We start from the raw sequence: 25,434 nt of genomic DNA on the forward strand, positions 1-25,434 counted from the left end.
GTTGATAAAGTCGGACATAAGGTCGGACTTACCATCAGATTGAGCCTGAGATCAGACGGCCGTCGCCGGAGGTTTACTTTTGAGGGTTTGCAAACCTTAATCACCTTAAGGGCATCGATGGTCTCAGAAACGAAGCCAGTGTCATCAACGTTGTATTTTCGACGTTAAGAGACTATATGCAAGATACGAAAGTTGCGGCTCTCTTCGGCATAGGCGCATTAGCCTGCCAGAGCGGACCACAACCCTCCATCATGAAAATTCAGCTGTCACGGCCTGTAGCAGGGCTCTGATGTTTGGGAAGGTTGCCGATGTCATCGCGCACGACCACGTCAGTTATGACATTTCATCATCAGTTTGTGGTCGCAGGATACACCGACGAACTGCCCGCGGGCGACCGCTGAGTGTTGGCAGACGATGATGTCATGCTCAGCCACAGCTTTGCGCCAGATCGACGGACAGCGACGTTTTTATTGATGAATTGGTCCGCTGGAAGTCAGGGCTGCGCGCAGTGCTCCACCGAGACCTAGAGTTGGCATTGGCGCATATCGGGCCAAGGCAATTACAAACGTAGTCAAAAATAGTGCGGCGGCGCTTTCTCCGTCAGAGGATTAAAAATGACATTTCCCGAATGGACGAAACCCGTTGTTTACGGCGCCTTGGTTGGCGCAGTTGCAGTCTCTATTCTTGGCTTTACATGGGGCGGCTGGACGACTGCAGGTAGTGCGGAGGAAATGGCTGATAGCTTTGCCGCAGAGCAAGTCACCTTGGCTATGGTGCCGGTTTGTCTAAGCCTTTCAGAAGCGGATGCGGAACGCGTTGAAATACTGGCAACGCTTCGAGAAACTTCCGGCTTTCAGCAGCGCAATGCGATGATGGAAACCGGCTGGGCCACGTTGCCGGGCACTAAAGCCCCGAGCCGGGATCTGGCCGACGCATGTCTTGCGAAGCTTGCCTTAGATGGGTCGTAAATCACAACTCACAGAGCCTCGCGGTCCATACCCAATCGCTGCCTTCGCTCTTACGCGAACACCATCAGTAATGGCCCTTTTTGTCGTTTCAATTTTCGCAGTCATGTTTTTTGTACTACCTGCCTTTGCCCAAACCGACACACATTCAATGCCTGAGAACGCCAGTGCCAAGAATTACAGTGAAGGATGGGAATGCAACGTTGGCTACCGGCTGAACGAAAATGCCTGCGTCGCTGTGATCGTGCCGCAAAACGCATTTGCCACGAACCGGACCTACGGTCCCGGATGGGAATGTCTTCACGGGTTTCGCAAAACCGATGACGTTGAATGTATTGCAGTCGACGTGCCCGAGGGTGGATTTTTGGACCCGTCGGGCGAACGTTGGCGTTGTTTACGAGGCTACATAAAGGTCGAGGATGCATGTAAGCAGATTGTTCTGCCAGCGAATGCGTATTTGGCAGATACGTCAGGTGGCTCTAGCTGGACGTGCGAACGTGGGTTTGAACCAGCTGGCGACCAGTGTACTGCCATTGCGGTTCCGGCCAACGCCTTTCTGAACGGATTAGGATACGGTCAGCCCTGGACATGTGAGCGCGGCTTCTTCGAACAGGACGGCCTGTGCGAAGCCGTCGTGATCCCCGACAACGCATATTTTGATGACACCACCTATGGCTCTGGGTGGAAGTGTGATCGTGGATATGCCGCCTCTGGCAAGACATGTGAGCTAACTGTTGTTCCTAAAAATGCGCATCTGGACAGATCGGGCGACCGCTGGGAATGCGACAGGAATTTTCAAAAATCGAAGGGGCAGTGCGTGCTGAAAAACTAGGCGCGAGCACGGCGCACCTACCCACTCCAAAATGCGCAGGTGAGGACGGTGCTGTCCTCCGCGCCAACGTATCAAGGGAAATCAAAATGGAAACCAAATCTGACACCGTGGATACCAACCGCGGCCCGACCAGGGAGGCGCAAGCGCCACGAAAAACACAGATCAACCCTGCAAGCCTGACGTCAGGCGGGCAGGTCTCAGGCTCACCGACGGCAGTCGTTTACTGTGAGGGAAATTTCGCGCAAATCGATGGCAAGACGGCAAATGGCCTTGTGCGCCATTCTCAAGCGTATCGCATCCTTTCCGTCATCGACAGCACCTATAGCGGGCAAGACAGCGGAACCGTCCTCGACGATACAAAGAACCACATACCGATCTTTCCTGATTTGGATGCTGCGGTTGCCCATGAAGCTGTCATTCCCGACGCGCTGATTTATGGGATGGCCCCCTCAACAGGGCGGCTCTCACCTGAGGATCGAAGCGTTGTTCTGAATTCGATCGGGCTTGGCATGAACATCGTGAGCGGGCTGCATGAGTATCTGAGCGACGACCACGAGATAACCACCGCCGCATCCGAACGGAATGTCACGATCCGCGACATCCGCAAGCCGAAACCCAGCAAGGACATGCGCCTGTTTGATGGCAGTGTTGCTGGTGTCAAAGCGCTGCGGATTGCCGTTCTGGGAACCGATTGCGCCATTGGAAAGCGGACAACGGCGACCGTATTGGCCCAGGCCCTGAATGCCAGGGGCATCAAGACGGTCCTTGTCGGCACGGGCCAGACCGGCCTGATGCAGGGCGCGAAATACGGTATCGCAATGGATGCCGTACCGCCCCAGTTTTGCTGTGGCGAGCTTGAAGGCGCGATTGTTGCAGCTTCTGAAGCGGAACAGCCCGATGTAATTTTGATCGAAGGTCAGGGTGCTTTGAGCCATCCCGCGTTTTGCACATCCGCCTTTATCTTGCGGGGGAGCCAGCCGGATGCTGTCATCCTTCAGCACGCGCCGAAACGTGCCCACCGCTGTGACTTTCCCAATATGCCGATGCCTTCTGCGGCAAGTGAGATCGCCTTGATCGAAGCCTTTGCCGACACAAAGGTCATCGGTGTCACGCTTAACCACGAAGGGATGTCTGAGGCGGAAATCACCGCCACCATTGCGGCCCAATCACTCAAACTTGGGCTGCCGGTCACCGATGCGTTGGCCCGACCTGTTTCACATTTGTTAGCGATGGTGGTCGCCGCATACCCCGGCTTGACACAAAGGCCTTCTATGGCCGCGATATGAGCTGCCCGCGGATCGAGGTGGATCTCAGTAAGATACGTCGCAACACGCAGACACTTGTCAAGCGCCTAGGCCCGCGTGGGATCGGCGTCACAGGCGTGACCAAGGCTGTCTGTGGGCATCCTGCGATCGCTCAAGCCATGCTCGATGGCGGAGCTGTGGGGCTTGCCGATGCGCGGATCAGCAATGTGCAAAGGTTACGTGCGGCAGGCATGACAGGCCCAATCACGCTGATCCGTTCGCCGATGTTAAGCCAGGCCGATCAAGTCATTCAGTCCTGCGAAGATAGCTATAACACCGAGATTTTGGTCATTTCGGCTTTGGCCGCTGCCGCGATCCGAAATCGTTCTGTCCACGGTATCGTCCTCATGGTCGAAATGGGTGATCTGCGCGATGGGATACTACCCGAGAACCTGAAAGGTATTGCACAGCAGGTCATGCAAATGTCAGGGGTTGCATTGAAAGGGATAGGCGCGAACTTTGGCTGTCTGAGCAGGCTTGCCCCTACTAGGTCGCAAATGTCCACTTTTTGCGACCTCGCGAATGAGATCGAGGGGGTATGTGGCCCGTTCCTCAAGGTCGTATCCGGTGGCAACTCAGCCAATTTGCCCTGGGCGCTTGGTGAACACGCGACGGGTCGCGTCAACGACCTTCGTCTGGGTGAGGCGATCCTACTGGGTGTTGAGCCAGTGTCTGGCGACCGGATCGACGGGATGTACACAGACGCCTTCACGCTTGTCGCAGAAGTCATTGAAACGGGTTCAAAACCTGCGCCTTCCGCCATCGCTCTGGTCAATCCAACTATGGCAAGACGTCGCATCGCGCACGCCAGTGGTGTTTCCAAGCGCTTTATCGTCGCTATGGGTCATCAGGACACCGACATTCTGGGGCTTTCAATGCCTTTTGGAAGCACATTGATCGGTGCGACCAGCGATCATCTTGTCATTGGAATGCCCGGCACCCTGCCAAAGATCGGTTCCGAGGTGAGATTCCAGATGAATTACAAAGCGTTGATGCATGCGATGGCTGCGCCGGACATCAAAGTGGAACTCATGGGCAATCCACCCACACGACCAACACGGCACACCCAAGACAAGGTCGACCACTTAGCGCTGGTTTGAAAGAGCTCGCTTGGTCCAGCTGACGCTAACCCAAAAAGGAAACTGAAAAATGACGAAACTCACAAAAAACAATCTGTTCAAGGTGTCTGACGCCAAACCGGAAACCCCGATAGATAAGACGACGCGTGTTGTCAGACAAATGGTCGACGAAGAAACGGAAAAACGTGACGCCAAGAATTCCCGACTGCGCGATGCTCGCCTTGAAAGAGATGCAAACACGCCACCTGTACCCAAAGATTCAGCAGCGTCAAAATTGCATCGCACGAAAGCCGCTTCAACGCAGTAGTTGAACTTCGGCGGTTTGCTAAGTGCTCCGCTGGAAAACCGGCACGTCAATCCGGCTGAAATCGGCCAAGGCTGTTCCCGGAACTTCCAATTGTTTCAGCCGATCATAAGGATCCATCCATGACAGACGCAGACCGTTCCCCAGAAAAAATCCACTATATCTGCCAGACCTATGTTGTAACCAAGGCTTGGCGCGATGGGCAAACAGGCCTGAAGATTGCCAAGCAATTTGAATATTCCACAGCGTCAGAAGCGACAAGCAGAGCCGAACGAGAGGCGCTATCCGAAGACTGCGCGGGTGCTGACGCCTACATGGTTACTGAAGATCCAGCGAGCGGAGAAGTCGGCGACCCAAGCTTCCTTGTTAGGCTAGGCAATTTTCCGGAATCTGACGAATTCTAGAAACCCGAAATTACTCACGGACTTCCCGAAGGCCGTAATCGACGCGGTATTCCTCGTTCCAAGTCCTGCGCACCAATAAAGCGGACATCTGTGCAAACGCGGCGAACTCTCACTTCGACCCACATTGCCGATCTTGGACCGCCAAAAATGCTGCGCCACCTACGAATGGCCGGAAGCTACTTCTTCATGCGCCTTTTAGATCCGGCCCTGTTGTCCGACTTGGTCCCAGAATGCGTGTTTGCGTGGAAACGAAAATCGTTTTCCACAGGAGGCCGTACTGATGGCGGTCCGACGTTTCTGCCGGTAAATGTTAAGATTTGTTAAGGTTCAAAATCTAAAAAGTACGACCTGCAATGTTGGTAAACTGAGTTAGTCCCCAAAATTAGGACACTTACGTAAGCTGCGATTTGTCGATTGCTGATCTTCAACGCAAGGAGCTCAGCAATGTCGAAACGGAATCTTGGGGACGATGAATCTTCACGAACTCCCGCCGCCTTCTCGCGGCACTCCATCGAATTGGCGTCTGGCTCTAGCTTCAACTTCGGGTCGCGATTCAGCTCGTCGGCGGACTATGTAGCGCCGCTGTCCAGCGCGGCCTCTCATGGAAGCGGTCCTGCTACTCGGCCCAGACACTGCGCACCTGCTCAATTTCGACACCGGCAGTCCTCGCGGAAACCAACGCTCGCGTCTTGGTCGTAAAGCCCTCCGGCTCAAAGCAATACTTCAAGCCAAAAAAAACACTCAAGCAGTCCCAAAACACGCGGAGCTACGCGAAAACGCTAAGGGGGATAATTGGGTGGATGAAGATTAAGATATATGAAAAAGATTCAACAAAAACAATAGGTTCATCTGATGATTTGGTGCCCAGGAGAGGACTCGAACCTCCACGGCCTTGCGGCCACTGGCACCTGAAGCCAGCGCGTCTACCATTCCGCCACCTGGGCAGGTGTCGTGGAGCAGGCGTTTAAGCCTGAGAGCAGGCCGTGTCAACGAGGTTTCTGAAGATATTTGCACGCGGTGCCTTGGCACCTTGTCTGCGACCTTGTGCATCGCTATTCAGGCAAGAGAATTGCTGTGCAAGGAGCCTACAGATATGACCAAGCTCGTGACCATCTATGGCGGATCCGGCTTTGTTGGCCGCTACATTGCTCTGCGCATGGCCAAGCTGGGCTGGCGCGTCCGGGTCGCGGTGCGGCGTCCGAATGACGCGATCTTCGTAAAGCCTTTCGGTGTGGTCGGACAGGTTGAGCCAGTTCTTTGCAACATCCGCGACGATGCGAGCGTGGCGTCGGTCATGCAGGGGGCTGATGCGGTGGTGAATTGCGTCGGGGTTCTGGCTGAGCGCGGCAAGAACAGCTTTGATGCGGTGCAGCACGAGGGTGCCGCGCGTGTTGCCAGGTTGGCTGCGCAGAACGGCGTAAAGTCACTGGTGCAAATCTCAGCCATCGGTGCGGATCCGGAAGCCAGCAGCGCGTATGGGCGTACCAAGGCGTTGGGCGAAGCTGCCGTGCTGGAGCATTTCCCGAATGCCGTGATCCTGCGCCCGTCAATCATTTTCGGACGCGAGGACGAGTTTTTCAACCGTTTCGCAGGCATGTCGCGCTTTGGCCCGGTCTTGCCGGTGATCGGAGGCGACACGAAATTTCAGCCGGTCTATGTCGATGACGTTGCTCGGGCCGCGGTGATGGGTGTGCAGGGCGAGGCGGCACCGGGCATCTACGAACTGGGGGGTCCCGATGTGATGAGCTTTCGGGCGCTGATGCAGGAGATGCTGAGTGTGATCCGCAAGCGTCGCCTAGTCCTGAATATCCCGTTTTTCTTCGCTAAAATCATCGCATGGGCTTTTGATTTGCTGGAGAAGGTGACTTTGGGCTTGATCCCCAACCCGGTTGCCACACGCGATCAGGTCAGAAATCTTGCGCATGACAATGTTGTTGCCGAGGGTGCCAAAGGGTTTGCCGAACTTGGGATAGAACCCATCGATATGGAGGCAGTGTTGCCCGACTACCTGTGGCGGTTCCGTCCATCCGGCCAGTATGACGCGATCAAGGAATCTGCGCGCAATCTTAAGGTTTGATCCACCGCGCCGCGCTACGGTTGTTCAGCATGAGTTCTGACATTGGTGCAGCAGATCGGCTTTATGTGCGACCATGGCCTTGGTCGCGGTGACGGGCTTCTGGAATACGCGCCGGTGGCCGCTTGCAGCGACCCATTCGGATATGGCATTTGCTGTCGCTATCAATGCGGGAAAGCCGCTTATTCTAGCAATAGCGTTCCGGCCCGATCCATTGTGCCTCAGTGTAGCGATCGCCATGCGCCCATCCGACTGGCAATGCGGCTTCGATACGCGCAAGTTCGGTGTCGGACAGTTCCATGCACGCTCCTGCGGCCAGTTCGCGCAAATGTGCCGGGTTGCGGGTGCCGGGTATCGGGATGACAGTCGGCGACTTTGCGATCAGCCAGGCGATGGCCAATGCGGCCGCACTGGTGCCGCTCTCTGCGGCCAGGCAACGCAAGGGCGCGCTTGCCGCGATGTTTGCGGAGAAATGCGGCTCGGTGAAGCGTGGGTTGCCGGCCAGAAACGCCGAGGCCGCGACGCGATCCTCGGTGGGAGGGCGATCGGTCAGCAAGGCCCGGCCCACGGGCGAGAAAGCCACCAACGCCGTGCCCTGACGTTCGCATTCCTGCACCAGTCCAAGTTCGGGGGCGCGTGTGGACAGCGAATATTCCGACTGCACGGCAGCGACCGGATGCACCGCAGCGGCGCGGCGCAACGTGGCGGGGGCGACTTCGGACAGGCCGATGGCGCGGGTTTTGCCCTTGCGGACCAGCGCTGCCATCGTGTTCGTTACTTCCTCGATCGGACGGGCGGCTTCGCGGCGATGGACGTAGAAAAGGTCCACGCACTCCACACCCAGCCGTATCAGGCTTTTGTCCAGTTCGGCTTCGAGATGTTCGGCGGAATTGTCGAAGTAGCGCACGCCAGAACCCGGATCACGCGTGATTCGGCTTTTGTCGCGATCAGAAAGGGGTTGCGGCCGCGACTGGCGATATAGCTGCCGATTATGGATTCTGATTTGCCCATCCCATAGATGTTGGACGTATCAAGATGGGTGACGCCAAGCTCGACCGCGGTATCCAGCAACGCGTGTGCCTCGGCCTCGGTGGTATCGCCGTAAAAGCCCGCGAAGGACATCGCGCCGATGCCGATGGCTGAAACCTGGGGCCCATGGCGTCCCAATCGTCGTGTCTGCATAAAGATCCCTCATGTTTCATGGGCACGGATGTTTCTGGCGCAGCGGCAAGCCAAATCGGCACCGAGCTATGGACAGTCTGGCTTGCTGATATATTACTATGTCAACAATAGCATGGCGACAACCGAGCCCTGCAAGCACGGTGTGGCTCGGGCCATGTCGCCGTTTGGCCAAAACGGTCAGGGACAGGGCGCGCCGGGTCTGGGTGTTGCCATGAACAGAAAGCACGAACATGTGTTCAGCATATTTTTCCTGCACGCAGGTCAGCAATGCTCGGCTGTTTAGAGGTGGCGTATGAACCAGTCGCGCAGTCTGCTTTCTGCGGCCATCGTCGCCATCATGGCGTTCGAGATCTGCGCGCGGCTCACAGGGCTGGATCCGCTGCGCTGGACGGCCTGGGCCGCTATGGGAGGCGTGATTGTCTTGTCGTTCCGGCACCTGAGCGGACGGGAATATTACCTGCTGGGCGCGAGCGTCTTGGCGACGGTCGTGGCGTTTTGGACCCCGTTCAACAAGCCGGGTGTGATAGAGGGCGCGCTGGATCAGGCGAGCTTTCTGATGGCCTTCATCCTGCTGCTGGGCTTGCTGCACGAAGCGGCTGCAACGTCGCCGTCGGTCAGCGAATTGGGCGGCTATCTGACGCGCCAGCCGCCGCGACGGCGCTACTATGCGTTGAACGGTGGCACGGCAATCATGTCGATCCTGTTCAACGTGGGTGTCGTCAGCTTTCTGGTGCCGTTGATCCAGCGCGGCATCCATCATGCGTCGCCCGGCGATCCGCTGAACCCGATCCGCGAGCGGCGTCAGCTAAGCGCCTTGCTGCGCGGTTTCGCCTGGAGCGTGATCTGGTCGCCTACCGCGATCGCGCCGCTGGTGTTGATGGAATTGATGCACGGCGTTGATCGCGGACGCTGGATTTTGTTGGGGCTTGGGACATTCTTTTGCGTGATGGCCTTGGGCGGCATCGAGGATCAGCTGCGCTACAGGCGAAGGCATGCGGCCCGACCGATGGTGCCACCCCCGTTCCCACGGCATGCCGCAGTGATGTTTCTGGCTGCGTGCTGCTGGTTGTTGGGCATGTCCGGAACGATAGCGTGGCTGACCGGCGATACCATCGTTTTTGGTCTTGTCGTATCCTGTCCGGTGATGCTGGTGGGCTGGTTATGGGCGCAAAACCGGGGCAGCGAAGGTTGGCCGTTCGTGCGGTCACGACTGGGCGGGATCTACCGCGACAGCTTGCCCAAGGCCGCGCCGGTTGCCGTGACGCTGGCCTGCTCGGGTTATATTGGCCGGATGTTGGCCGGGCTGATATCAGCACAGGAATTGGGGCAGGCGCTGGGGATCGACGCGGTGCCGGATTACGTCCTGTTGGGGCTGTTGCCGTCAGTCATTGCTTTGCTCAGCCTGTCCGCCCTCAGCCCGATTATGATGGCGATCTTTTTCGGCAGCCTGTTCGGCGCATTGCCGGTCATGCCCGCCGATCCAACCTTGATTGCATTGTCGATCTCCTGCGGATGGGCGCTGGCAATGACGTTTTCGCCGTTTTCAACGGTTGTGCTTCTGACCGGCCGGGTCAGCGGGCTTGCGCCAGTGACATTGACTTGGCGCTGGAACCTGACCTTCAGCCTGCTGGCCGCGGTGTTTCTGATTGGGGTGTTCCGCGTCCTGACGTTTCTCTGACTTTGTGGGCCGCCACTTGCGACCTTGCAAATCCTACAACTGTTCAGAAGTGAAATAGTCAGGGAATTCTTCTTGCAGCACGGAAATCCGCAGGATCGTCCCGGTCAGGTGTTTGCGCATCTGCTGCGCCGCGCCGTCGGCGTCACCCGCCTCTATCGCGTCCAGCACCGCCGTATGGCCGCCCAATATGCCGACCATTCTGCCCGCCTTGGGCAGTTCCAGACGCTGGCAACGCGCGAGATGGCCCAGCCTGCCTTCTAGATAATGGTGCAAGCCGATCATGCCGACGCCTGCGAACAGCGTCCGGTGAAATGCCTTGTCGAGATCGCTGAACATGTCGACCTGTTCCGGCCTGTCGCGCAACGCTTTCTGCATGTCCAAAAGCACTCGGGCGCGGTGCAAGGTCGGCGCATCCGGGTCAGTTGCAAGGCGTCGGACTACCTCGATTTCGACGGCGACGCGAAGGAACTGGGTTTCGTGCAACTGTTTGACGTCGATGCGGGCGACAACCGTGCCGGACTGCGGAAAAATTCGCACAAGCCCGTCTTGTTCAAGCTTTTGCATGGCCTCGCGAATCGGAGTCTGGCTGACGTTGTAATGCTTCGCCAATGCGTTGCGCGATAGGGTGCTGTCGGGTTTCAGCTCCAGGTTCACGATGCGCTGACGCAGGTTTGCGTAGACACGCTGGGCCGCAGACGCGCCGGGGCGCGCGCCGTCCGCAGCGGCAAAGAGGCCTTGTTCAGTTGTGCTGTGTGTCAGTTTCATGCGCGCCTCTCTACATCTCTGTGTCGCGCTTGTCCCGTGACCTAGGGCGAATGAGTCGTTGCCTAGCCTATCTCACTGATATATTAGTTGCCTAGTCGTTTCTGAAGAAAAGCCTGGAACGGATTGCAGGTGCGACGAGACTTTAGGGAGGAAACCAATGAAATCGTCTATGATTGTTTCGGTCGCTAAGGCCGTTACCCTGATTGCGGGCTTGACGCTTGCGGCCAACGCGGCAATGGCGGCGGATCGCACATTGAAGATCCAGACAAGTTCCAACGCCAGCCACGCATCGCTCGCCTATCTGAACGAGGAATGGGTGCCAAAGCTCGAAGCGATGACCGGCGGGTCCTTGTCGGTCGAATTGCTGCCGGTCGATGCCGTTGTGCCGCGCCGCGAAACGGCAGAGGCGATCGGGGTAGGGATCCTCGATGGTGATCTGACCTCGATCAATTATTTTGCCGGGATCGACCCTGCCTTTGCACTGATGGGCGACCTGATCGCGGGCTACGACTCTGCCGACCAGATCCAGGCGTTCTGCGCGCAGGGCGGCGGCAAGGAAATGCTGCAAAAGCTCTACGATGCCCACTTCCCCGGCGTGCATGTCGTGGGCTGCGGTGCCTATGCGAGAGAGGCTTTTGTCTCGAAAGTGCCGGTCAATGGCGTGGCTGACCTGAAGGGTTTGAAAATCCGCTCGCCCGAAGGCCTTGCCGCCGATGTGTTCAAACGCGCAGGCGCTGCTCCTGTGTCGATGTCGGGGTCGGAGACCTACGGCGCGCTTGAAAAAGGCGTGATCGATGCTGCGGATAACTCTGCCTATGCCAACAACGACTCCAACGGTATGCACAAGATCGCAAAGTTCCCGATCTTTCCGGGCATCCACTCTACCCCGATCCTGCAATTCACCGTGTCCGAGATGGTCTGGGAAGAGTTGACGGATGCGGAGAAGGCAGCGCTGGAGACGTGGTATCTGGCGGCCTATAACGGGCTGAGGCAGTATTTCGATCGTCTCGATCGCCAGTTGGTCGCGCGCGATAAGGCGGCAGGTGAACTGACGGTCATCGATTGGCCCCAGGCCGAGCGCGACAAGTTTCGCGTGATCGCTCAGGAAGCGTGGAGCGACTTTGCCGCGCAGACCGAACTGGCGCAGGAAGTCTATGATACGCATATCAAATTCATGAAAGATGCCGGGCTGCTATAATCTGACGTTGATGCAGGAAAACACCCGTCCCGGACTTGATCCGGGACCTCCTGTCAGCGAACACCGCCAGCGCGGAGGTCCCGGATCAAGTCCGGGACGGGTGACACGACGGATCGACTCGCCGGAACAGGTGGGCAACGGAGGCATCCGGCATGAGCCGTGAATATGACGAACATCTGGAGACGGCACCGCTGGAGGTGGCAGGAGATGACCCTCTGTACAGCGACGGAGATCTGAACCGCGACAACTACAATGTGGTCGACCATTTCAGTCACACATTGGGCATCGGCATTTCGGTGTTCTATCTGGTGGCAGCTGCCGCCACACTTTATGAGGTGTTCTCCCGCTACGCGCTGAACGCGCCCACCTACTGGGCCTTTGAGACGGTGATGATGCTGTGCGCTAGCGCCTGGATGCTGTCCTCGGGCTATATCACGCTGAAGCGGCGCCATATCGGCATCACCGTTTTTCATGTCATGGCGAGTGACCGGCAGCGCTGGTGGCTGGACCTGTTTGCGATGTTGGTTGGTATCGTGGCGCTTTACATGCTGCTCGCGGATGCGTCGATCCGGGCCTATGTCAGCATTGAGCGCGTCGAAAAGTCCGGTTCGGCCTTCAATTCCCCGCTGCCAATGGTGTTGAAGACCGTGATGGTCGCTGGTGCCTTCCTGTATCTCACCCAGTTGACGGTGAACCTGTATCGGCATGTGACATCCGGCGGGGCGCGACTGGCGGTCAAGCTGCTGGCTGGCTTCATGCTGATCTATTTTGTCTCGGCCTTGCTGGGGCATGCCTTTGATATTTCCTGGGCCGCGGCGATTTCGGATGGGTTTTCCGCCGTGGGCAAGGCGCTGGACCCGTCCAAGGCGCTGAACATGCGGGCGATGGATCTGGGCACCGTCTCGATCATCATGGTGCTGCTGTTGGTGACGCTGATGATGACCGGCATGCCGTTGGGCATCGTCACGTTGATCGTCTCGGTCATCATGGCGATCACCTTTTTCGGACCGCGTGGGTTGTTTCTGGTCAGTTCCAACGCCGCGGGTCTGCTGGAACACTACACGCTGGTCGCGGTGCCGTTTTTCGTGCTGATGGCGTCAATCCTGGAACGCGCAGGGATCGCCGAAGACCTGTTTGACGCGATGTCGATCTTTGCGGGCAATCTGCGGGGCGGTGTCGCGGTGCAAACCACCGTTGTGGCTGTCATCCTGGCCGCCATGTCCGGTGTGATGGGCGGCGAGATCGTGATGTTGGGCCTGGTGGCTCTGCCACAGATGTTCCGGCTGGGATATGACCGCAAGCTGACCATTGGCCTGATTTGCGCGGCGGGTGCGCTGGCGACGCTGATCCCGCCCTCGATCATTATGATCGTCTACGGGTTGTCGGCAGAGGTGGGCATCGGCGATCTGTTCATGGCGGGCGCGGTGCCGGGCATCATGCTGGCGGTGTTCTATGCTGGTTACGTACTGATCCGGGTCAACCTCAATCATTCGCTGGCACCCACCGCCGCCGAGGTTGCCGCCAAGACCGGCGGCGAGGAGAAACGCCTGTCCAAGGACCGGTTGACCGCGGTGATCCTGTGCATCCTGCTGATCGGCGCGGTGATGGGCTCTATCTATGGGGGCGTTGCATCGGTGACAGAGGCGGCTGCCGTGGGCTGCATCGGGTCGCTTGTCGTTGCGGCAGTGCGCAACCGCTTTAACTGGGAGGTGCTGTCGGCGGCGATGCTGGGCACAATGACCACGGTGGGCACGATCATCTGGCTGGTGCTGGGCGCGGTCAGCTTTGTCGGCATCTTCAATCTTGTCGGCGGCGCGGATTTCATGCGCTCGATGTTCCTTGGCCTCGGGCTTTCGGCGATGGGCACGATCATCGTGATGATGCTGATCCTGATGGTGCTGGGAACATTCATGGAATGGATCGCCATCGTCTTCATCACGGTCCCGGTTTTTGCGCCGGTGGTGATGACACTGGCACCCGAACTTGGTCTGACAGAGGATCAGGCAAAGATCTGGTTCGGCATCCTGTTCGTGATGAACATCCAGATCTATTTCCTGTCGCCGCCCTTCGGACCGGCCTGTTTCTGGCTGAAGTCGGTGGCCCCCAAGGATGTCACACTGCAAGAGATCTTTCTGGCCGTTTTGCCATTCATCGCCCTTCAGATCGTCGGTCTGGTGTTGGTGATGAGCTTCCCGCAAATTGCGCTCTGGCTGCCCGAAGCGCTGAACTGAGATGTGAATCAAGAAGGACGTTACACATGATTGGACGCGACTCTCGCGATGATATTGATGGCTATGGCAAGTGGCCGTGGATCGCCGGCGTCGTGCTGGCTGCTGTTCTGATCTGGGTGATGTTCACCTTCGCGACACCGATTTCCTGAGGTGATGATATGACCAAGACCAAAAAACCCGAAGACCTTCGTTCCGCGCGCTGGTTTGCGCCGGATGATCTGCGTTCCATGGGGCATCGCAGCCGTGCGATGCAGATGGGGTGGAACGCCGACGACTGGGAAGGCAAGCCGGTCATCGCCGTGATCAATACATGGTCGGACCTCTCACCCTGCCACCATCATCTGCGCGACCGCGCCGAATGGGTGAAGCGCGGCATCCTTCAGGCCGGTGGCACGCCGGTTGAAATGCCGGTGCATTCGTTCAGCGAACAATTCCTGAAACCGACGTCTATGTTGTATCGTAACATGGGCGCGCTGGAGGTCGAGGAAACGCTGCGCAGCCATCCGATTGACGGCGCGGTGCTGATGGGCGGCTGTGACAAGTCCACGCCGGCATTGGTGATGGGGGCGGTCAGCATGGGTATTCCGTTCATCTTCATGCCTGCGGGCGCGATGCTGCGTGGCAATTATGCGGGCGAGAAGCTGGGCTCTGGCACGGATGTCTGGAAATACTGGGATGAACGCCGTGCGGGCACCATCAACAAAGAGCAATGGGACGGTGTGCAGGGCGGCATTGCGCGCAGCTATGGCACCTGCATGACCATGGGCACTGCCAGCACGATGATGTCGATTGCCGAAGGCTTTGGCCTGACGCTGCCCGGCGCGTCCTCGATCCCTGCGCCGGATGCGGGACATAAGCGGATGGCGGCCGCCTGCGGGCGCCGCGCCGTGGAAATGGTATGGGAGGATCTGACACCTGACAAGATCATCACATGGGAAAGCACGCGCAATGCGGTGACCGTGGCGATGGCGACGGGGTGTTCCACCAATGCGATTATCCACCTGATCGCGATGGCGCGCCGCGCAGGCATCCCCCTGACGCTGGAGCATCTGGACGAGATCGGCCACACCACGCCGGTGCTCGCCAATATCCGTCCGACCGGCAAGGAATACCTGATGGAGGATTTCTTCTATGCCGGGGGGCTCCCTGCGCTGATGAAAGAACTGGGCGACAAGCTGGATCTGGGCGTGACCACAGTCACGGGCAAGACGCTGGGAGAGACCATCGCGGACGCGCAGAACTACAATGATGATGTGATCCGGCCGCTGTCGAACCCGGTCTATCACGAGGGCAGCCTTGCGGTGCTGAAGGGCAACCTTGCGCCCGACGGTGCGGTGATCAAGCCCGCCGCGATGGACCCCAAATTCCAGACGCATAAAGGCCCGGCCATCGTCGCCGACAGCTATGCCGAGCTCAAGAAGATCATCAACGACGAAGACTATCCGATGACGCCCGATCACGTGATGGTGCTGCGCAATGCAGGCCCGCAAGGCGGGCCGGGGATGCCGGAGTGGGGCATGATCCCGATGCCCAAGGCGCTGCTGAAGGACGGGCACCGCGACATGGTCCGCCTGTCTGATGCGCGTATGTCGGGCACGTCCTACGGTGCCTGCGTGTTGCATGTCGCGCCAGAGTCCTTTGTCGGCGGGCCGCTTGCCCTGATCGAAACGGGCGACTTCATCGAGATGGACATTCCAAACCGCAGCCTGAACGTCGTACTCAGCGAAGCAGAACTTGCCGAACGTCGTGCGCGGTGGCAGGCACCCGCGCCGCGCTACGAACGTGGCTATGGCAAGATGTTTTCTTCCCATGTCGAACAGGCCGACAAGGGCTGCGATTTCGACTTCCTCCGGACCGACTTTGGCGGCCCTGTGCCAGAGCCAGAGATCAACTGATGGCGGCTGCCCCGGTCACGGCGTCTCGCCGTTTTCACGGGATACCGAAAGAGATCGCGGGCGGGCGGATGCGCGTCCCTGATGGGCTTGGGTGGCGTTTAGCGTCGTTGACGCAGGCCTCCGACTGGACAGTAAGCCGCCGGGACAAGGTGCGGCTGTAAGATAATAACGGATGGTAGGACAATGAACACCGACACAATCGAACGGCTGCGCCAGGTTTCCGTCGCGACGTTGGCGACGGCACTGTACAAACGCGGACTTCGCAATCAGGTCATTCAGGACGTGCGCCCCGTGGCGCGCAAGGGCCGCAACATGGTCGGACCGGCGTTCACTCTGCGTTACATGCCCGCGCGTGAGGATCGCAACACTCTGGCAGAGTTCCGCAACCCCGAGCATCCCCAGCGGGTGGCGATCGAACAATGTCCCAAGGGGCATGTCCTTGTGATGGACAGCCGCAAGGATGCACGCGCGGCCAGCGCGGGTGACATTCTCATCACCCGTCTGATGATGCGCGGCGGAGAAGGCGTTGTAACGGATGGCGGTTTCCGCGACTCCATGTCGATCGCAGAGCTGGACATGCCAGCCTATCACAGCCGCGCGTCCAGCCCCACCAACCTGACTCTCAACGAGGCGATCGACATAAACGTGCCCATCGGTTGTGGCGATGCGGCAGTCTTTCCCGGCGACATCGTGGTGGGCGATGATGACAGCGTCATCATAATTCCGGCTGGTATTGCCGATGAGGTCGCCGTCGAGGCGACAGAGATGACCGCATACGAGGATTTCGTGGTCGAGCGTGTGCGTGACGGTCAGACGATAATCGGTCTCTATCCGGCAACCGACGAGGCCAACCTGGAACTGTTCGACGAATGGCGCAAGGCCAACGGCCGTTAAGTGCTGCTGATCTGAACCCGCAGGGAAACCGGGTTGACTCCGGCAGGTCGGTGGCACAGGTCTTGGGCAGGAAACCGTCACTGCCGCACTCTATCGAAGTATAATAGCCTTGCTCGACCAGTGCGGCGCGGGCATTCGACATGATATGAAAAGGAAGCGACCATGCTGGACAAATCGACATTCACGCCTCACGGCAAACATCTGATCGCAGGTGAGTGGGTTGCGGGCGATGCCACATTCTCTTCGGAACCGGCGCATGGCCCGGCGCATGACTACAGCGTCGGCACGCCTGCTTTGGTTGATGCCGCGTGCATCGCCGCAGAAGAGGCCTTCTGGAGCTATGGTTATTCGACCCGCGAAGAACGCGCAAAGTTCCTAAACGCCATCGCCGACGAGATCGACGCGCGCGGCGATGCCATCACCGAGATAGGCACGCAGGAAACCGGGTTGCCAGAGGCGCGGCTTCAGGGGGAACGTGGCCGGACCGTCGGCCAGTTGCGCCTGTTCGCTGATCACATCGTAAAGGGCGACTATCTCGACCGACGCCATGACAAGGCGCTGCCCGAACGCGAACCTCTGCCGCGCCCCGACCTGCAACTGGTGCAGCGTCCGATCGGACCTATAGCGGTGTTCGGCGCGTCGAACTTTCCGCTCGCGTTTTCGACCGCCGGCGGCGACACGGCCTCGGCGCTGGCGGCGGGCTGCCCGGTGGTGGTCAAAGGCCACTCCGCGCATCCCGGCACCGGCGAGATCGTGGCCGAAGCCATCCACGCCGCCATCCAAAGCTGCGGCATGCATCCTGGTGTCTTCAGCCTCATTCAGGGCGGCAAGCGTGACGTCGGCACAGCTCTTGTGCAGCATCCGCTGATCAAGGCGGTGGGCTTCACCGGGTCGCTGGGCGGTGGACGTGCGCTGTTTGACCTGTGCGCGCAGCGCGACGAGCCGATCCCGTTCTTCGGCGAATTGGGCAGCGTCAACCCGATGTTCCTGTTGCCCGAGGCGCTGAAGGCGCGCGGTGCGGCACTGGCGGAAGGCTGGGCCGGATCACTGACAATGGGCGCGGGCCAGTTCTGCACCAATCCCGGCATTGCCGTGGTGATTGACGGGCCGGACGCCGATGCCTTCATCGAAGCCGCAACCAAGGCGCTGGAGCCGATGGGCGCACAGACCATGCTGACCGACGGGATTGCGTCTGCCTACCGTCAGGGGCGCGACCGGGTTGCCGGTGTTACGGGTGTGCAGGAGCTTCTGACCTCGACCTGTGACAACCGCAATGCGACGCCCTATCTGTTTGCCACGACCGGCAAGGAGTGGATGGACAATGAGGCACTTGGCGAAGAGGTCTTCGGCCCGCTGGGTCTGGTCGTGCGCGCCGCCGATGTGGACGAGATGGTCACGATTGCCAAGTCTTTGAAAGGTCAGTTGACCTGCACGCTGCATCTTGAGGATGGCGATACCGAAGACGGCAAGAAGCTGATGCCGGTGCTGGAGCGCAAGGCGGGCCGTTTGCTGGCCAACGGCTTCCCCACGGGCGTCGAGGTGTCCGATACGATGGTGCATGGCGGGCCTTATCCTGCGTCCACGAACTTTGGCGCGACCAGCGTCGGCACGATGGCGATCCGGCGGTTCCTGCGTCCGGTCTGTTATCAGAACATGCCTGCCGCGCTGCTGCCCGGCGATCTGGCCTGACCCTTAACGACAATGCGGCCCGGAAATCCGGGCCGCATTCCAACGCACTCCCCGGAGACAGTGCCATGACTGACCTGCCGCGCAATCCTTTCAAACAGGCGTTGAAAGAGGGCGGGGTGCAGCTTGGCTTGTGGTCGATGATGCCCGATCCGTTCATTGCCGAGATGCTGGCCGAAACCGGCTATGACTGGGTTTTGCTGGATACAGAGCATTCGCCCTCGGATCTGCGTCTGGTGGCCAGCCAGTTGCAAGCGGCCCGTGGTGGATCTGCGCATATGGTTGTGCGTCCGCCGGTAAATGACCCGATAATTATCAAACAATTTTTGGACATTGGGGCACAATCTTTGTTGCTGCCAATGGTCAATACCGCTGAAGAGGCGCGCGCTGCCGTCGCGGCGACGCGTTATCCGCCTGAAGGCATGCGCGGTGTTGCCGGTGTGACGCGTGCGTCGCGCTATGGCAAAGTCAAGGATTACGCCCTCCATGCGGCCGAAGAGATCTGTGTTTTGGTGCAGGCAGAAACCCGTCAGGCGCTGGAGCAATTAGAGGATATCGCTGCGGTTGAAGGAGTTGATGGCATCTTCATTGGCCCCGCCGATCTGGCCGCAAGCCTTGGATTCCCCGGCCAGCCAACCCATCCCGAAGTGATGGACGTGATCGAGGACGCCACCGCACGCATCGCTGCTGCGGGCCTGCCTGCGGGCATCCTGACTTTTGATGCCGGTTTAATCCGGCGCGTGACCGCGCGTGGTGCTCGTTTCGTTGCGGTAGGTGTGGATATTTCGCTGTTGCAAGCATCGGCAGAGCAATTGGCGCAGAGTTTTTCTGATTTGAAAACGTGAACGCATATATTTTGTAGCTCCGCTCCTGCCCGTTTCGGCGGCAAGATACAGAACTTGGCAAAAATCGGGCCAAGCTTGCGGAAATATTATTCCGCGGATCAAAAATGACGGCTTTGTGCGCTCGCCTTAATGGAGTATTATTGTTTTGAGTTAATTTATTGCGGTTGTATGGGTTATTGACACGTTCACTCCGCATCTGGACGATGATGGTTCGGGTGTATTGCCCGGAAAAATAAGGAATACCTGACATGACCACGCTCTCTGCGGGTGATATTGCATTCATTGGATACACTGGGGAAAGCGTTTTAAGTTCGCTGGATGACAGTTTCGCCTTCGTGCTGTTGCGTGATGTAGATGCATCGACCGTCATCAATATCACCGATAGTGAGTATCAGGCCGGCGTCTTGCGCGGTGACGAAGGCAATATCCGCTGGGTGTCCGGGACTGCGCTGACGGCGGGGACCGTGGTCTCGATTGCTGCAAATGCAAATGCCAACACAATCTCCGCCAGCGTCGGAAGTGCTTCTTTTGATAGCAATGGCGGCTTCTTTCTCAACAGTTTCTCCTCGTCCACTGCGGGTGACCAACTCATCGCCTTCCAGGGCAACGCAGGCGCGGGCGAGACGCCGATCGCGGCGCTCAACACCCGCCCGTCTGGCTGGGATCTGGCCGCGACTGGATCGGATTCGCAGCTTCCTCCGGGTCTGACCGATGGCGTGGATGCGCTGCATTTTATTGATACCGGCGTGGTCGATGAATTCGACAACGGCTATTACAACGGGCCAACCAGCGGCACTGCCGAATTTCTGCTGGCCGCGATCAACACGGCAAGCAACTGGGTCGGTCAGAACACGGCTTACCCGACATCGCCGTTTGTCACGGCATTCTCGATCTCGGCCGATCTGCCGCCGCAGGAAATTGCCATTCTGGGCGGCGCGAACGAGATTGTCGACGGCGATTCCACACCCACCATCGTTGATGGCACAGTCTTTGGCGCGGTAGAGGTGACCGGCGGAAACGCAAGCCGCAGCTACTCTGTCGCGAACCAGGGGGGGGATCCGCTGAACGTGTCCTCGATCCAGATTACCGGGGCGCATGCCAGTGACTTCTCGGTCACAACGTCGCCGGTGGGGGCTATCGCGGGATCTTCCAGCGCGCTGCTGACAGTGCAGTTCAACCCATCGGCCGGCGGCGCACGCACCGCCACGATCACCGTCAACAGTGATGACGCGGACGAGCCGAGCTACAGCTTCGATGTCTATGCGTCCGGTGCCAATCCCGGCTCTGCCACCACGCTTGCTGCGGGCGATATTGCCTTTGTCGGGTATAACGCGGATCAGCCTGACGCATTCGCCTTTGTTCTGATGACCGATGTGACGGCGGGTACCACGATCAAGTTCACCGATGGCGGCTGGACCGGAACGACGTTCCGTTCAACGGAAGGGGCGGTGCAATGGACCGCGCCGTCGGATCTGAGTGCAGGCACCGTGATTACCTATGATGATGTTTCCGAAAATGGCGGGTTGGATTTCTCCGAGGCGGATACCGGATATTTTACGGGTAGCTTCGATATTGGCACCTCGGGCGACCAGATCATTGCCTATCAGGGAACGGCGAATGTGGCGGGCAATGCCAGCACGAACATCGCCGCGATCCACTTCGATTCGGACACGTTCGACAACGTCTATGTAGACGGGACCGGTGCCTCGCTTCTGCCGACCGGATTGGTTGACGGCGATACTGCGATCTCTTTCGGCAATGGTGCGTCAGAGTTTGACAGCGGCGTTTGGACACCCTCTGCCCAGGCGACCGAGGATCTGCTGCGCCAGTCGCTCAACAACGACAGCAACTGGACCGGTTCGGATACGCCACAAACGTTGCCTGCGGGGCCTTATGTGCCGACCGGCGGGCCGGTCGCACCGGAGATTGATGTGCTTGGAAATGCCGTTCCGATCGCTTTGGGCGACAGCACGCCGTCATGGGACGATGCCACGATATTTTCTCCCGTCGGGGTCGATGACGGCGGGGTCACGGCGACCTACACGATCCGCAACACCGGCAGCGGAACGCTGAACATCGCCTCCGTTGATGTGAGCGGTGCCGATGCCGCACAATTTTCCATCACAAGTGCCCCGGCATCCAGCGTGGCTGCTGGGGCCTCGACCACTGTGACGGTCACGTTCGATCCGTCAGCCGCCGGGCGGCAGGATGCAACAATCACGGTCAACTCTGACGACGCCGACGAAAGCGCCTACAGCTTCGACATCAGTGGCACCGGAATCGCCGCAGGTGGTGGAACGGCATTGTCGGCTGGCGGTGCCGCGATCATTGGCTATAACTCTACGGGGGCTGACAATTTCGCCTTTGTTCTGCTGAATGACGTGGTTGCGGGGACCGAATTGCGGTTTACCGATGGTGGCTGGACCGGGACGACCTTCCGTTCCGGCGAAGGTGCGGGGCGCTGGATCGCGCCCACGGATCTGTCTGCGGGCACTGTTATCACCTATGACGATCTGCTGACCAATGGCGGCGAGGATTTCTTTCCGGTCCTCAACGCATATTTCTCGGGATCGTTCGGCCCGTCGAGTGCTGGCGACCAGATCATGCTGTATCAAGGCGTCGCAGACGTCACCGGAGCATCTGTCAGCAACGTCTATGCGCTGCATTTCGATGCCACCAATTTTGATACAATCTACGCTGATACAACTGGAAATTCCCTTGTGCCGACGGGGCTGATCGACGGGGTCAACGCAATCTCTCTGGGCGAGAATCCAGTCGTCTCGATTCCCGAATATGAAAACGGCGTTTATTCAGGTCCCACCAACTTGTCATTTCCTGCATTACTGCTTGCGATCAGTGACGAGACCAACTGGACGCTCTCGCACACTGTTGCACAGACTTTGCCATCAGGCCCACTCGGCGACACCGCACCGACGGTAGATGTAAACACTGGGCTGGCTGTCTCGGAAGAGGCGAGCGTCACCCTGACGACCGCCATGTTGCTGGCTACCGATGCCGAAGGCGACACGCTGACCTATACCGTCACCAGCCTGCCCGCCGCCGGTACGCTGACGCTGTCGGGAACGCCGCTGGCAGCGAATGACACGTTCACGCAACAGGATATCATTGACGGCAACGTGGCTTGGGCCGATGGCGGTGCCGGGATTCTGTCGACCTATGACATTGTGCTGTCCCTGTCGGACGGGAGCAACGTGCAGGCTGTGACGGTGAATGTTGCGGTGACGCTGACAGATGATGTGCCACAACTGGCCGGATTGACCCCGGATCTGAGCGTTGCCGAAGATACCGTCGTAGGTCTGGACCTTAGTCAGCTTGACTATTCCGACGAAGAAGATGCGATCAACACCCTGACGATTGACGCCGCGACCGGCACGTTCCAAAGCGTCGCGGACGGGGCCGGGCTGGGCGTTACCGAGGTTCTGGTGGATGCTAATACCGTCACGCTGAGTGGCACGCAGGCCGCGATAAATGACTATCTGAACGTCGCGGGCAACATCCAATATCTTGGTCAGTCTGACTTGTCGGGTGACGATGCCGACGCGCTGAGTTTTGCCGGTTTTGACGGCGTCAACACGACACCACTGGGAAGCGTCGCGATTGACATCGTGAACGATCCCGAGCTTACGCTTACAATCGATCAATCCTCCATTTCCGAAAATGGCGGCACGGCCACCGGAACGGTGACTCGCGATGGTGCGACCACCGATGCGTTGATTGTCACGCTCGGGACAGATGATCCTAGCGAAACCTCTGTTCCGGCTACAGTGACGATCCTTGCGGGAAACAGTTCTGCAACATTCTCTGTTCAGGGCGTTGATGACGCGGTGTTGGACGGCACGCAGACCGCAACGCTCAGCGTGTCCGCCACTGGCTATACGGGCGACAGCGAAACGCTGGATGTGACCGATGACGACGTTCTGACGGCTGTTGATGACCTGTTCACCTTTGCCGATACGGTGACAGGGGTCGTCGCGGGGCTGGATGTCTTTGCCGCCAATCCCACGCTGATCGACGTGTTCGCGCCGCTTGGCGGGGTGGTGACGCAGGTCAATGGCAGTGCCCTTGGCGTCGGGGCGGATGTTTCGCTGGGTTCGGGGAACACCGTCAATCTGGGGTCCGACGGACAGCTGACCTACACGATCAATGCGGATAATGAATGGCTGCCCGTCGGCGATGTCCTGACCGAGACCTTTACCTATCAGCTTGGCGGACTCAGCACCGCGACCGTGACATTGCGCATCGAAGGTGTAGACAACGACGACCTGTTCACGCCGACTTCCGGTGCCGATACGTTCGATGGGGGCATGGGCACGAACAGCATTAGCTACGCGGCCGTAACGGCCGGAGTTGTTGTGGACCTTGCCAACTCTGCCAACAATGGCGGCGCAGCGCTGGGTGACGTGCTGGCAAATTTCCAGATCATCACTGGCAGTACCTATGACGACGTGCTTAGCGGTTCGGGCGGTGCGGAAGTGATCAACGCCCTGAGTGGAAATGATGTGCTGCAAGGGCGCGGCGCAGGGGATACGCTGAACGGCGGCGATGGGCTTGACTGGCTGTCCTATGCGGATTCCGCCTTCGGCGTAACAGTCGACCTGGGCGCCGGGACCGCCACCGGCGGAGATGCCGCTGGTGACAGTTTCACTGGCATCGAGCGCGTTCTGGGCAGCGCCCAAAGCGACACCCTGACCGGTTCTGCCGAGGGCGATACCTTGCGTGGCGGTGGCGCAGGCGACAGCATCGTCGGCGGTGACGGTCGCGACTGGGCCGATTATCGCGGCGCGGGCGGTGCCGTGCAGATCGATCTCAACGCCGGGACGGCTGCTGGTGCGGCGGGCAACGATACGCTTGCAACCATTGAAAACCTGATCGGTACCGGTTTTGCTGACGATCTGACCGGCAATAGCGACGCGAATGTCTTGCGCGGCGGGCTGGGCGCAGACAGGCTTTTCGGTATGGCAGGTGCCGACTGGGCAGACTATCGCGACTCCGGTGTTGCCGTCTCAGTGAACCTGGCCACCGGCGTGACGACCGGTGGCACTGCTGCCGGCGACGTGTTTAACAGCATCGAGAACCTTCTGGGTTCTGATGGCGATGACACGCTGACCGGGGACACCCTGGTTAATGTCCTGCGCGGCGGGGCAGGGGCCGATGTCCTGACGGGCACGGGCGAGGATTGGCTGGATTATCGCGGCTCAGATGCCGTGACCGTCAACCTGCTGACTGCGACTTTCCTGGGCGGCGACGCTGTCGGAGATACGGTTTCCGGACTTCCGAACCTGTTGGGAACCGCCGAAGCGGACAGCCTGACAGGCGATGCGAATGACAACATCATTCGTGGCGGCGGCGGCCATGATACGATGGACGGCGGCGCGGGGTTCGATTGGCTTGATTACCGCGATGCATCCGCAGCCGTCATGATCGACACGGGTACGTCGGTCGCAGCGGGTTGGGCGACTGGCGACAGCTTTACCGGTTTCGAGGGCGTCATTGGGTCAGACTTTGCCGATAATTTGACCGGGTCCAACTCTGCCGCCGTCGACGAGGTCTTTCGTGGCGGTTTGGGGGCCGACACGCTGGACGGCGGGCTTGGAATCGATTGGCTGGATTATCGTGGCGGCGCAGGGCCGGTAAGCGTTTCGCTGGATGCCGGGGTCGGCACGGACGGCGATGCCGCCGGAGACGTGGTGTCAGGTTTTGAAAACCTCATCGGCACCGGCTTCGGTGATACGCTCGAAGGCGATGGGAACGCGAACCTTATCAGGGGGGGCGACGGGGCGGACGAGATCAACGGTCTTGGTGGTGATGATACGCTGATGGGTCAAGATGGAGACGACACGTTTATCTTCGGGGCAGGCAGTGACGATATTTATGGTGGGGCCGGCACGGACACATTAAATGTGTCGGGCCGTAATTCTGCGGACTTCACGATTGTCACCAACAGCGCTACCCATGTCACAATGACCGACCTTACGTTCGGAGATGTGGACGAGCTTTACTACGTTGAAAGCATCGTATTCGCCGATACCACCCTGCTGATCTGACGAGATGACATTGCGCTTGGAGCATATACCAAA

The 25,434-nt window shown here is 59.0% G+C and carries 19 protein-coding genes and 1 tRNA gene; 16 read left to right on the top strand and 4 right to left on the bottom strand.

What is annotated here, in order from left to right:
• The first annotated feature begins 614 nt into the window (after window positions 1-614).
• From ACN0WV_RS12680 to ACN0WV_RS12705, 6 genes are all read left to right on the top strand, one after another.
• Window positions 615-968 (top strand): hypothetical protein, encoded by a 354-nt coding sequence (locus ACN0WV_RS12680; RefSeq protein WP_417606230.1) that lies wholly within the window; start codon window positions 615-617, stop codon window positions 966-968.
• Window positions 969-1,038: 70 nt separating this feature from the next.
• Window positions 1,039-1,797: a hypothetical protein gene (locus ACN0WV_RS12685; RefSeq protein WP_417606232.1), complete on the top strand. Its 759-nt coding sequence runs from the start codon at window positions 1,039-1,041 to the stop codon at window positions 1,795-1,797.
• Between the two features lie 86 nt (window positions 1,798-1,883).
• Window positions 1,884-3,083: an N-acetyltransferase DgcN family protein gene (locus ACN0WV_RS12690; RefSeq protein ID WP_417606233.1), complete on the top strand. Its 1,200-nt coding sequence runs from the start codon at window positions 1,884-1,886 to the stop codon at window positions 3,081-3,083.
• Complete coding sequence (locus ACN0WV_RS12695) at window positions 3,080-4,201, top strand: alanine/ornithine racemase family PLP-dependent enzyme (protein ID WP_417606234.1); 1,122 nt, start codon at window positions 3,080-3,082, stop codon at window positions 4,199-4,201. Before ACN0WV_RS12690 ends, ACN0WV_RS12695 begins: the two co-directional genes overlap by 4 nt.
• A 49-nt stretch (window positions 4,202-4,250) precedes the next feature.
• Complete coding sequence (locus ACN0WV_RS12700) at window positions 4,251-4,487, top strand: hypothetical protein (RefSeq protein ID WP_417606236.1); 237 nt, start codon at window positions 4,251-4,253, stop codon at window positions 4,485-4,487.
• Window positions 4,488-4,606: 119 nt separating this feature from the next.
• Window positions 4,607-4,888, top strand: coding sequence for a hypothetical protein (locus ACN0WV_RS12705; protein ID WP_417606237.1), 282 nt, complete (start codon window positions 4,607-4,609; stop codon window positions 4,886-4,888).
• A gap of 858 nt (window positions 4,889-5,746) precedes the next feature.
• On the opposite strand, the gene ACN0WV_RS12710 is transcribed toward ACN0WV_RS12705, so the two are convergent.
• Window positions 5,747-5,832: transfer RNA gene (locus ACN0WV_RS12710), tRNA-Leu, on the bottom strand.
• Window positions 5,833-5,981: 149 nt separating this feature from the next.
• On the opposite strand from ACN0WV_RS12710, the gene ACN0WV_RS12715 reads away from it, so the two are divergent.
• On the top strand, window positions 5,982-6,965 hold the full coding sequence (locus ACN0WV_RS12715; RefSeq protein ID WP_417606238.1) for a complex I NDUFA9 subunit family protein: 984 nt from the start codon (window positions 5,982-5,984) through the stop codon (window positions 6,963-6,965).
• Window positions 6,966-7,149: 184 nt separating this feature from the next.
• Here ACN0WV_RS12715 and ACN0WV_RS12720 read toward each other — a convergent pair whose 3' ends face one another.
• A complete protein-coding gene (locus ACN0WV_RS12720; protein WP_417606239.1) occupies window positions 7,150-7,869 on the bottom strand; it encodes an aldo/keto reductase in 720 nt (239 codons plus the stop codon).
• Window positions 7,812-8,144 carry an aldo/keto reductase gene (locus ACN0WV_RS12725; RefSeq protein WP_417606240.1) on the bottom strand — a complete coding sequence of 111 codons (333 nt, stop codon included), beginning with the start codon at window positions 8,142-8,144 and terminating at the stop codon, window positions 7,812-7,814. Before ACN0WV_RS12725 ends, ACN0WV_RS12720 begins: the two co-directional genes overlap by 58 nt.
• Before the next feature lie 292 nt (window positions 8,145-8,436).
• Between ACN0WV_RS12725 and ACN0WV_RS12730 the strand changes: the two genes are divergently transcribed.
• Window positions 8,437-9,822: a hypothetical protein gene (locus tag ACN0WV_RS12730; protein ID WP_417606242.1), complete on the top strand. Its 1,386-nt coding sequence runs from the start codon at window positions 8,437-8,439 to the stop codon at window positions 9,820-9,822.
• A gap of 33 nt (window positions 9,823-9,855) precedes the next feature.
• On the opposite strand, the gene ACN0WV_RS12735 is transcribed toward ACN0WV_RS12730, so the two are convergent.
• Window positions 9,856-10,587 (bottom strand): GntR family transcriptional regulator, encoded by a 732-nt coding sequence (locus ACN0WV_RS12735; protein ID WP_417606244.1) that lies wholly within the window; start codon window positions 10,585-10,587, stop codon window positions 9,856-9,858.
• Between the two features lie 157 nt (window positions 10,588-10,744).
• Between ACN0WV_RS12735 and ACN0WV_RS12740 the strand changes: the two genes are divergently transcribed.
• The 8 genes from ACN0WV_RS12740 (at window position 10,745) to ACN0WV_RS12775 (ending at window position 25,401) form a co-directional block, all read left to right on the top strand.
• Window positions 10,745-11,785, top strand: a complete 1,041-nt coding sequence (locus ACN0WV_RS12740) for a TRAP transporter substrate-binding protein (RefSeq protein ID WP_417606246.1) — start codon at window positions 10,745-10,747, stop codon at window positions 11,783-11,785.
• 152 nt (window positions 11,786-11,937) lie between these two features.
• On the top strand, window positions 11,938-14,016 hold the full coding sequence (locus ACN0WV_RS12745; RefSeq protein ID WP_417606248.1) for a TRAP transporter large permease subunit: 2,079 nt from the start codon (window positions 11,938-11,940) through the stop codon (window positions 14,014-14,016).
• Between the two features lie 26 nt (window positions 14,017-14,042).
• Window positions 14,043-14,165, top strand: coding sequence for a dihydroxy-acid dehydratase (locus ACN0WV_RS12750; RefSeq protein ID WP_417606250.1), 123 nt, complete (start codon window positions 14,043-14,045; stop codon window positions 14,163-14,165).
• Between the two features lie 9 nt (window positions 14,166-14,174).
• Window positions 14,175-15,911 (top strand): L-arabinonate dehydratase, encoded by a 1,737-nt coding sequence (gene araD, locus ACN0WV_RS12755; RefSeq protein ID WP_417606252.1) that lies wholly within the window; start codon window positions 14,175-14,177, stop codon window positions 15,909-15,911.
• Between the two features lie 183 nt (window positions 15,912-16,094).
• A complete protein-coding gene (locus ACN0WV_RS12760; protein ID WP_417606254.1) occupies window positions 16,095-16,805 on the top strand; it encodes a ribonuclease activity regulator RraA in 711 nt (236 codons plus the stop codon).
• 162 nt (window positions 16,806-16,967) lie between these two features.
• Window positions 16,968-18,494 (top strand): aldehyde dehydrogenase (NADP(+)), encoded by a 1,527-nt coding sequence (locus ACN0WV_RS12765; protein WP_417606256.1) that lies wholly within the window; start codon window positions 16,968-16,970, stop codon window positions 18,492-18,494.
• 65 nt (window positions 18,495-18,559) lie between these two features.
• On the top strand, window positions 18,560-19,336 hold the full coding sequence (locus ACN0WV_RS12770; RefSeq protein ID WP_417606258.1) for an HpcH/HpaI aldolase family protein: 777 nt from the start codon (window positions 18,560-18,562) through the stop codon (window positions 19,334-19,336).
• A 248-nt stretch (window positions 19,337-19,584) separates the two neighbouring features.
• Window positions 19,585-25,401: a choice-of-anchor D domain-containing protein gene (locus ACN0WV_RS12775; RefSeq protein WP_417606260.1), complete on the top strand. Its 5,817-nt coding sequence runs from the start codon at window positions 19,585-19,587 to the stop codon at window positions 25,399-25,401.
• Window positions 25,402-25,434 lie beyond the last annotated feature (33 nt).

It is taken from the genome of Primorskyibacter flagellatus (genome assembly GCF_048268605.1).
GTDB classification, from domain to species: domain Bacteria; phylum Pseudomonadota; class Alphaproteobacteria; order Rhodobacterales; family Rhodobacteraceae; genus Primorskyibacter; species Primorskyibacter flagellatus.

What these genes read in the sequence shown, in the direction of transcription:
- ACN0WV_RS12735 (WP_417606244.1), bottom strand. Translation starts at nt 10,587, where the DNA reads ATGAAACTGACACACAGCACAACTGAACAAGGCCTCTTTGCCGCTGCG.
- ACN0WV_RS12725 (WP_417606240.1), bottom strand. Translation starts at nt 8,144, where the DNA reads ATGCAGACACGACGATTGGGACGCCATGGGCCCCAGGTTTCAGCCATC.
- ACN0WV_RS12775 (WP_417606260.1), top strand. Translation starts at nt 19,585, where the DNA reads ATGACCACGCTCTCTGCGGGTGATATTGCATTCATTGGATACACTGGG.
- araD (WP_417606252.1), top strand. Translation starts at nt 14,175, where the DNA reads ATGACCAAGACCAAAAAACCCGAAGACCTTCGTTCCGCGCGCTGGTTT.
- ACN0WV_RS12750 (WP_417606250.1), top strand. Translation starts at nt 14,043, where the DNA reads ATGATTGGACGCGACTCTCGCGATGATATTGATGGCTATGGCAAGTGG.
- ACN0WV_RS12695 (WP_417606234.1), top strand. Translation starts at nt 3,080, where the DNA reads ATGAGCTGCCCGCGGATCGAGGTGGATCTCAGTAAGATACGTCGCAAC.
- ACN0WV_RS12690 (WP_417606233.1), top strand. Translation starts at nt 1,884, where the DNA reads ATGGAAACCAAATCTGACACCGTGGATACCAACCGCGGCCCGACCAGG.
- ACN0WV_RS12770 (WP_417606258.1), top strand. Translation starts at nt 18,560, where the DNA reads ATGACTGACCTGCCGCGCAATCCTTTCAAACAGGCGTTGAAAGAGGGC.
- ACN0WV_RS12680 (WP_417606230.1), top strand. Translation starts at nt 615, where the DNA reads ATGACATTTCCCGAATGGACGAAACCCGTTGTTTACGGCGCCTTGGTT.
- ACN0WV_RS12730 (WP_417606242.1), top strand. Translation starts at nt 8,437, where the DNA reads ATGAACCAGTCGCGCAGTCTGCTTTCTGCGGCCATCGTCGCCATCATG.
- ACN0WV_RS12685 (WP_417606232.1), top strand. Translation starts at nt 1,039, where the DNA reads ATGGCCCTTTTTGTCGTTTCAATTTTCGCAGTCATGTTTTTTGTACTA.
- ACN0WV_RS12705 (WP_417606237.1), top strand. Translation starts at nt 4,607, where the DNA reads ATGACAGACGCAGACCGTTCCCCAGAAAAAATCCACTATATCTGCCAG.
- ACN0WV_RS12745 (WP_417606248.1), top strand. Translation starts at nt 11,938, where the DNA reads ATGAGCCGTGAATATGACGAACATCTGGAGACGGCACCGCTGGAGGTG.
- ACN0WV_RS12740 (WP_417606246.1), top strand. Translation starts at nt 10,745, where the DNA reads ATGAAATCGTCTATGATTGTTTCGGTCGCTAAGGCCGTTACCCTGATT.
- ACN0WV_RS12700 (WP_417606236.1), top strand. Translation starts at nt 4,251, where the DNA reads ATGACGAAACTCACAAAAAACAATCTGTTCAAGGTGTCTGACGCCAAA.
- ACN0WV_RS12715 (WP_417606238.1), top strand. Translation starts at nt 5,982, where the DNA reads ATGACCAAGCTCGTGACCATCTATGGCGGATCCGGCTTTGTTGGCCGC.
- ACN0WV_RS12765 (WP_417606256.1), top strand. Translation starts at nt 16,968, where the DNA reads ATGCTGGACAAATCGACATTCACGCCTCACGGCAAACATCTGATCGCA.
- ACN0WV_RS12760 (WP_417606254.1), top strand. Translation starts at nt 16,095, where the DNA reads ATGAACACCGACACAATCGAACGGCTGCGCCAGGTTTCCGTCGCGACG.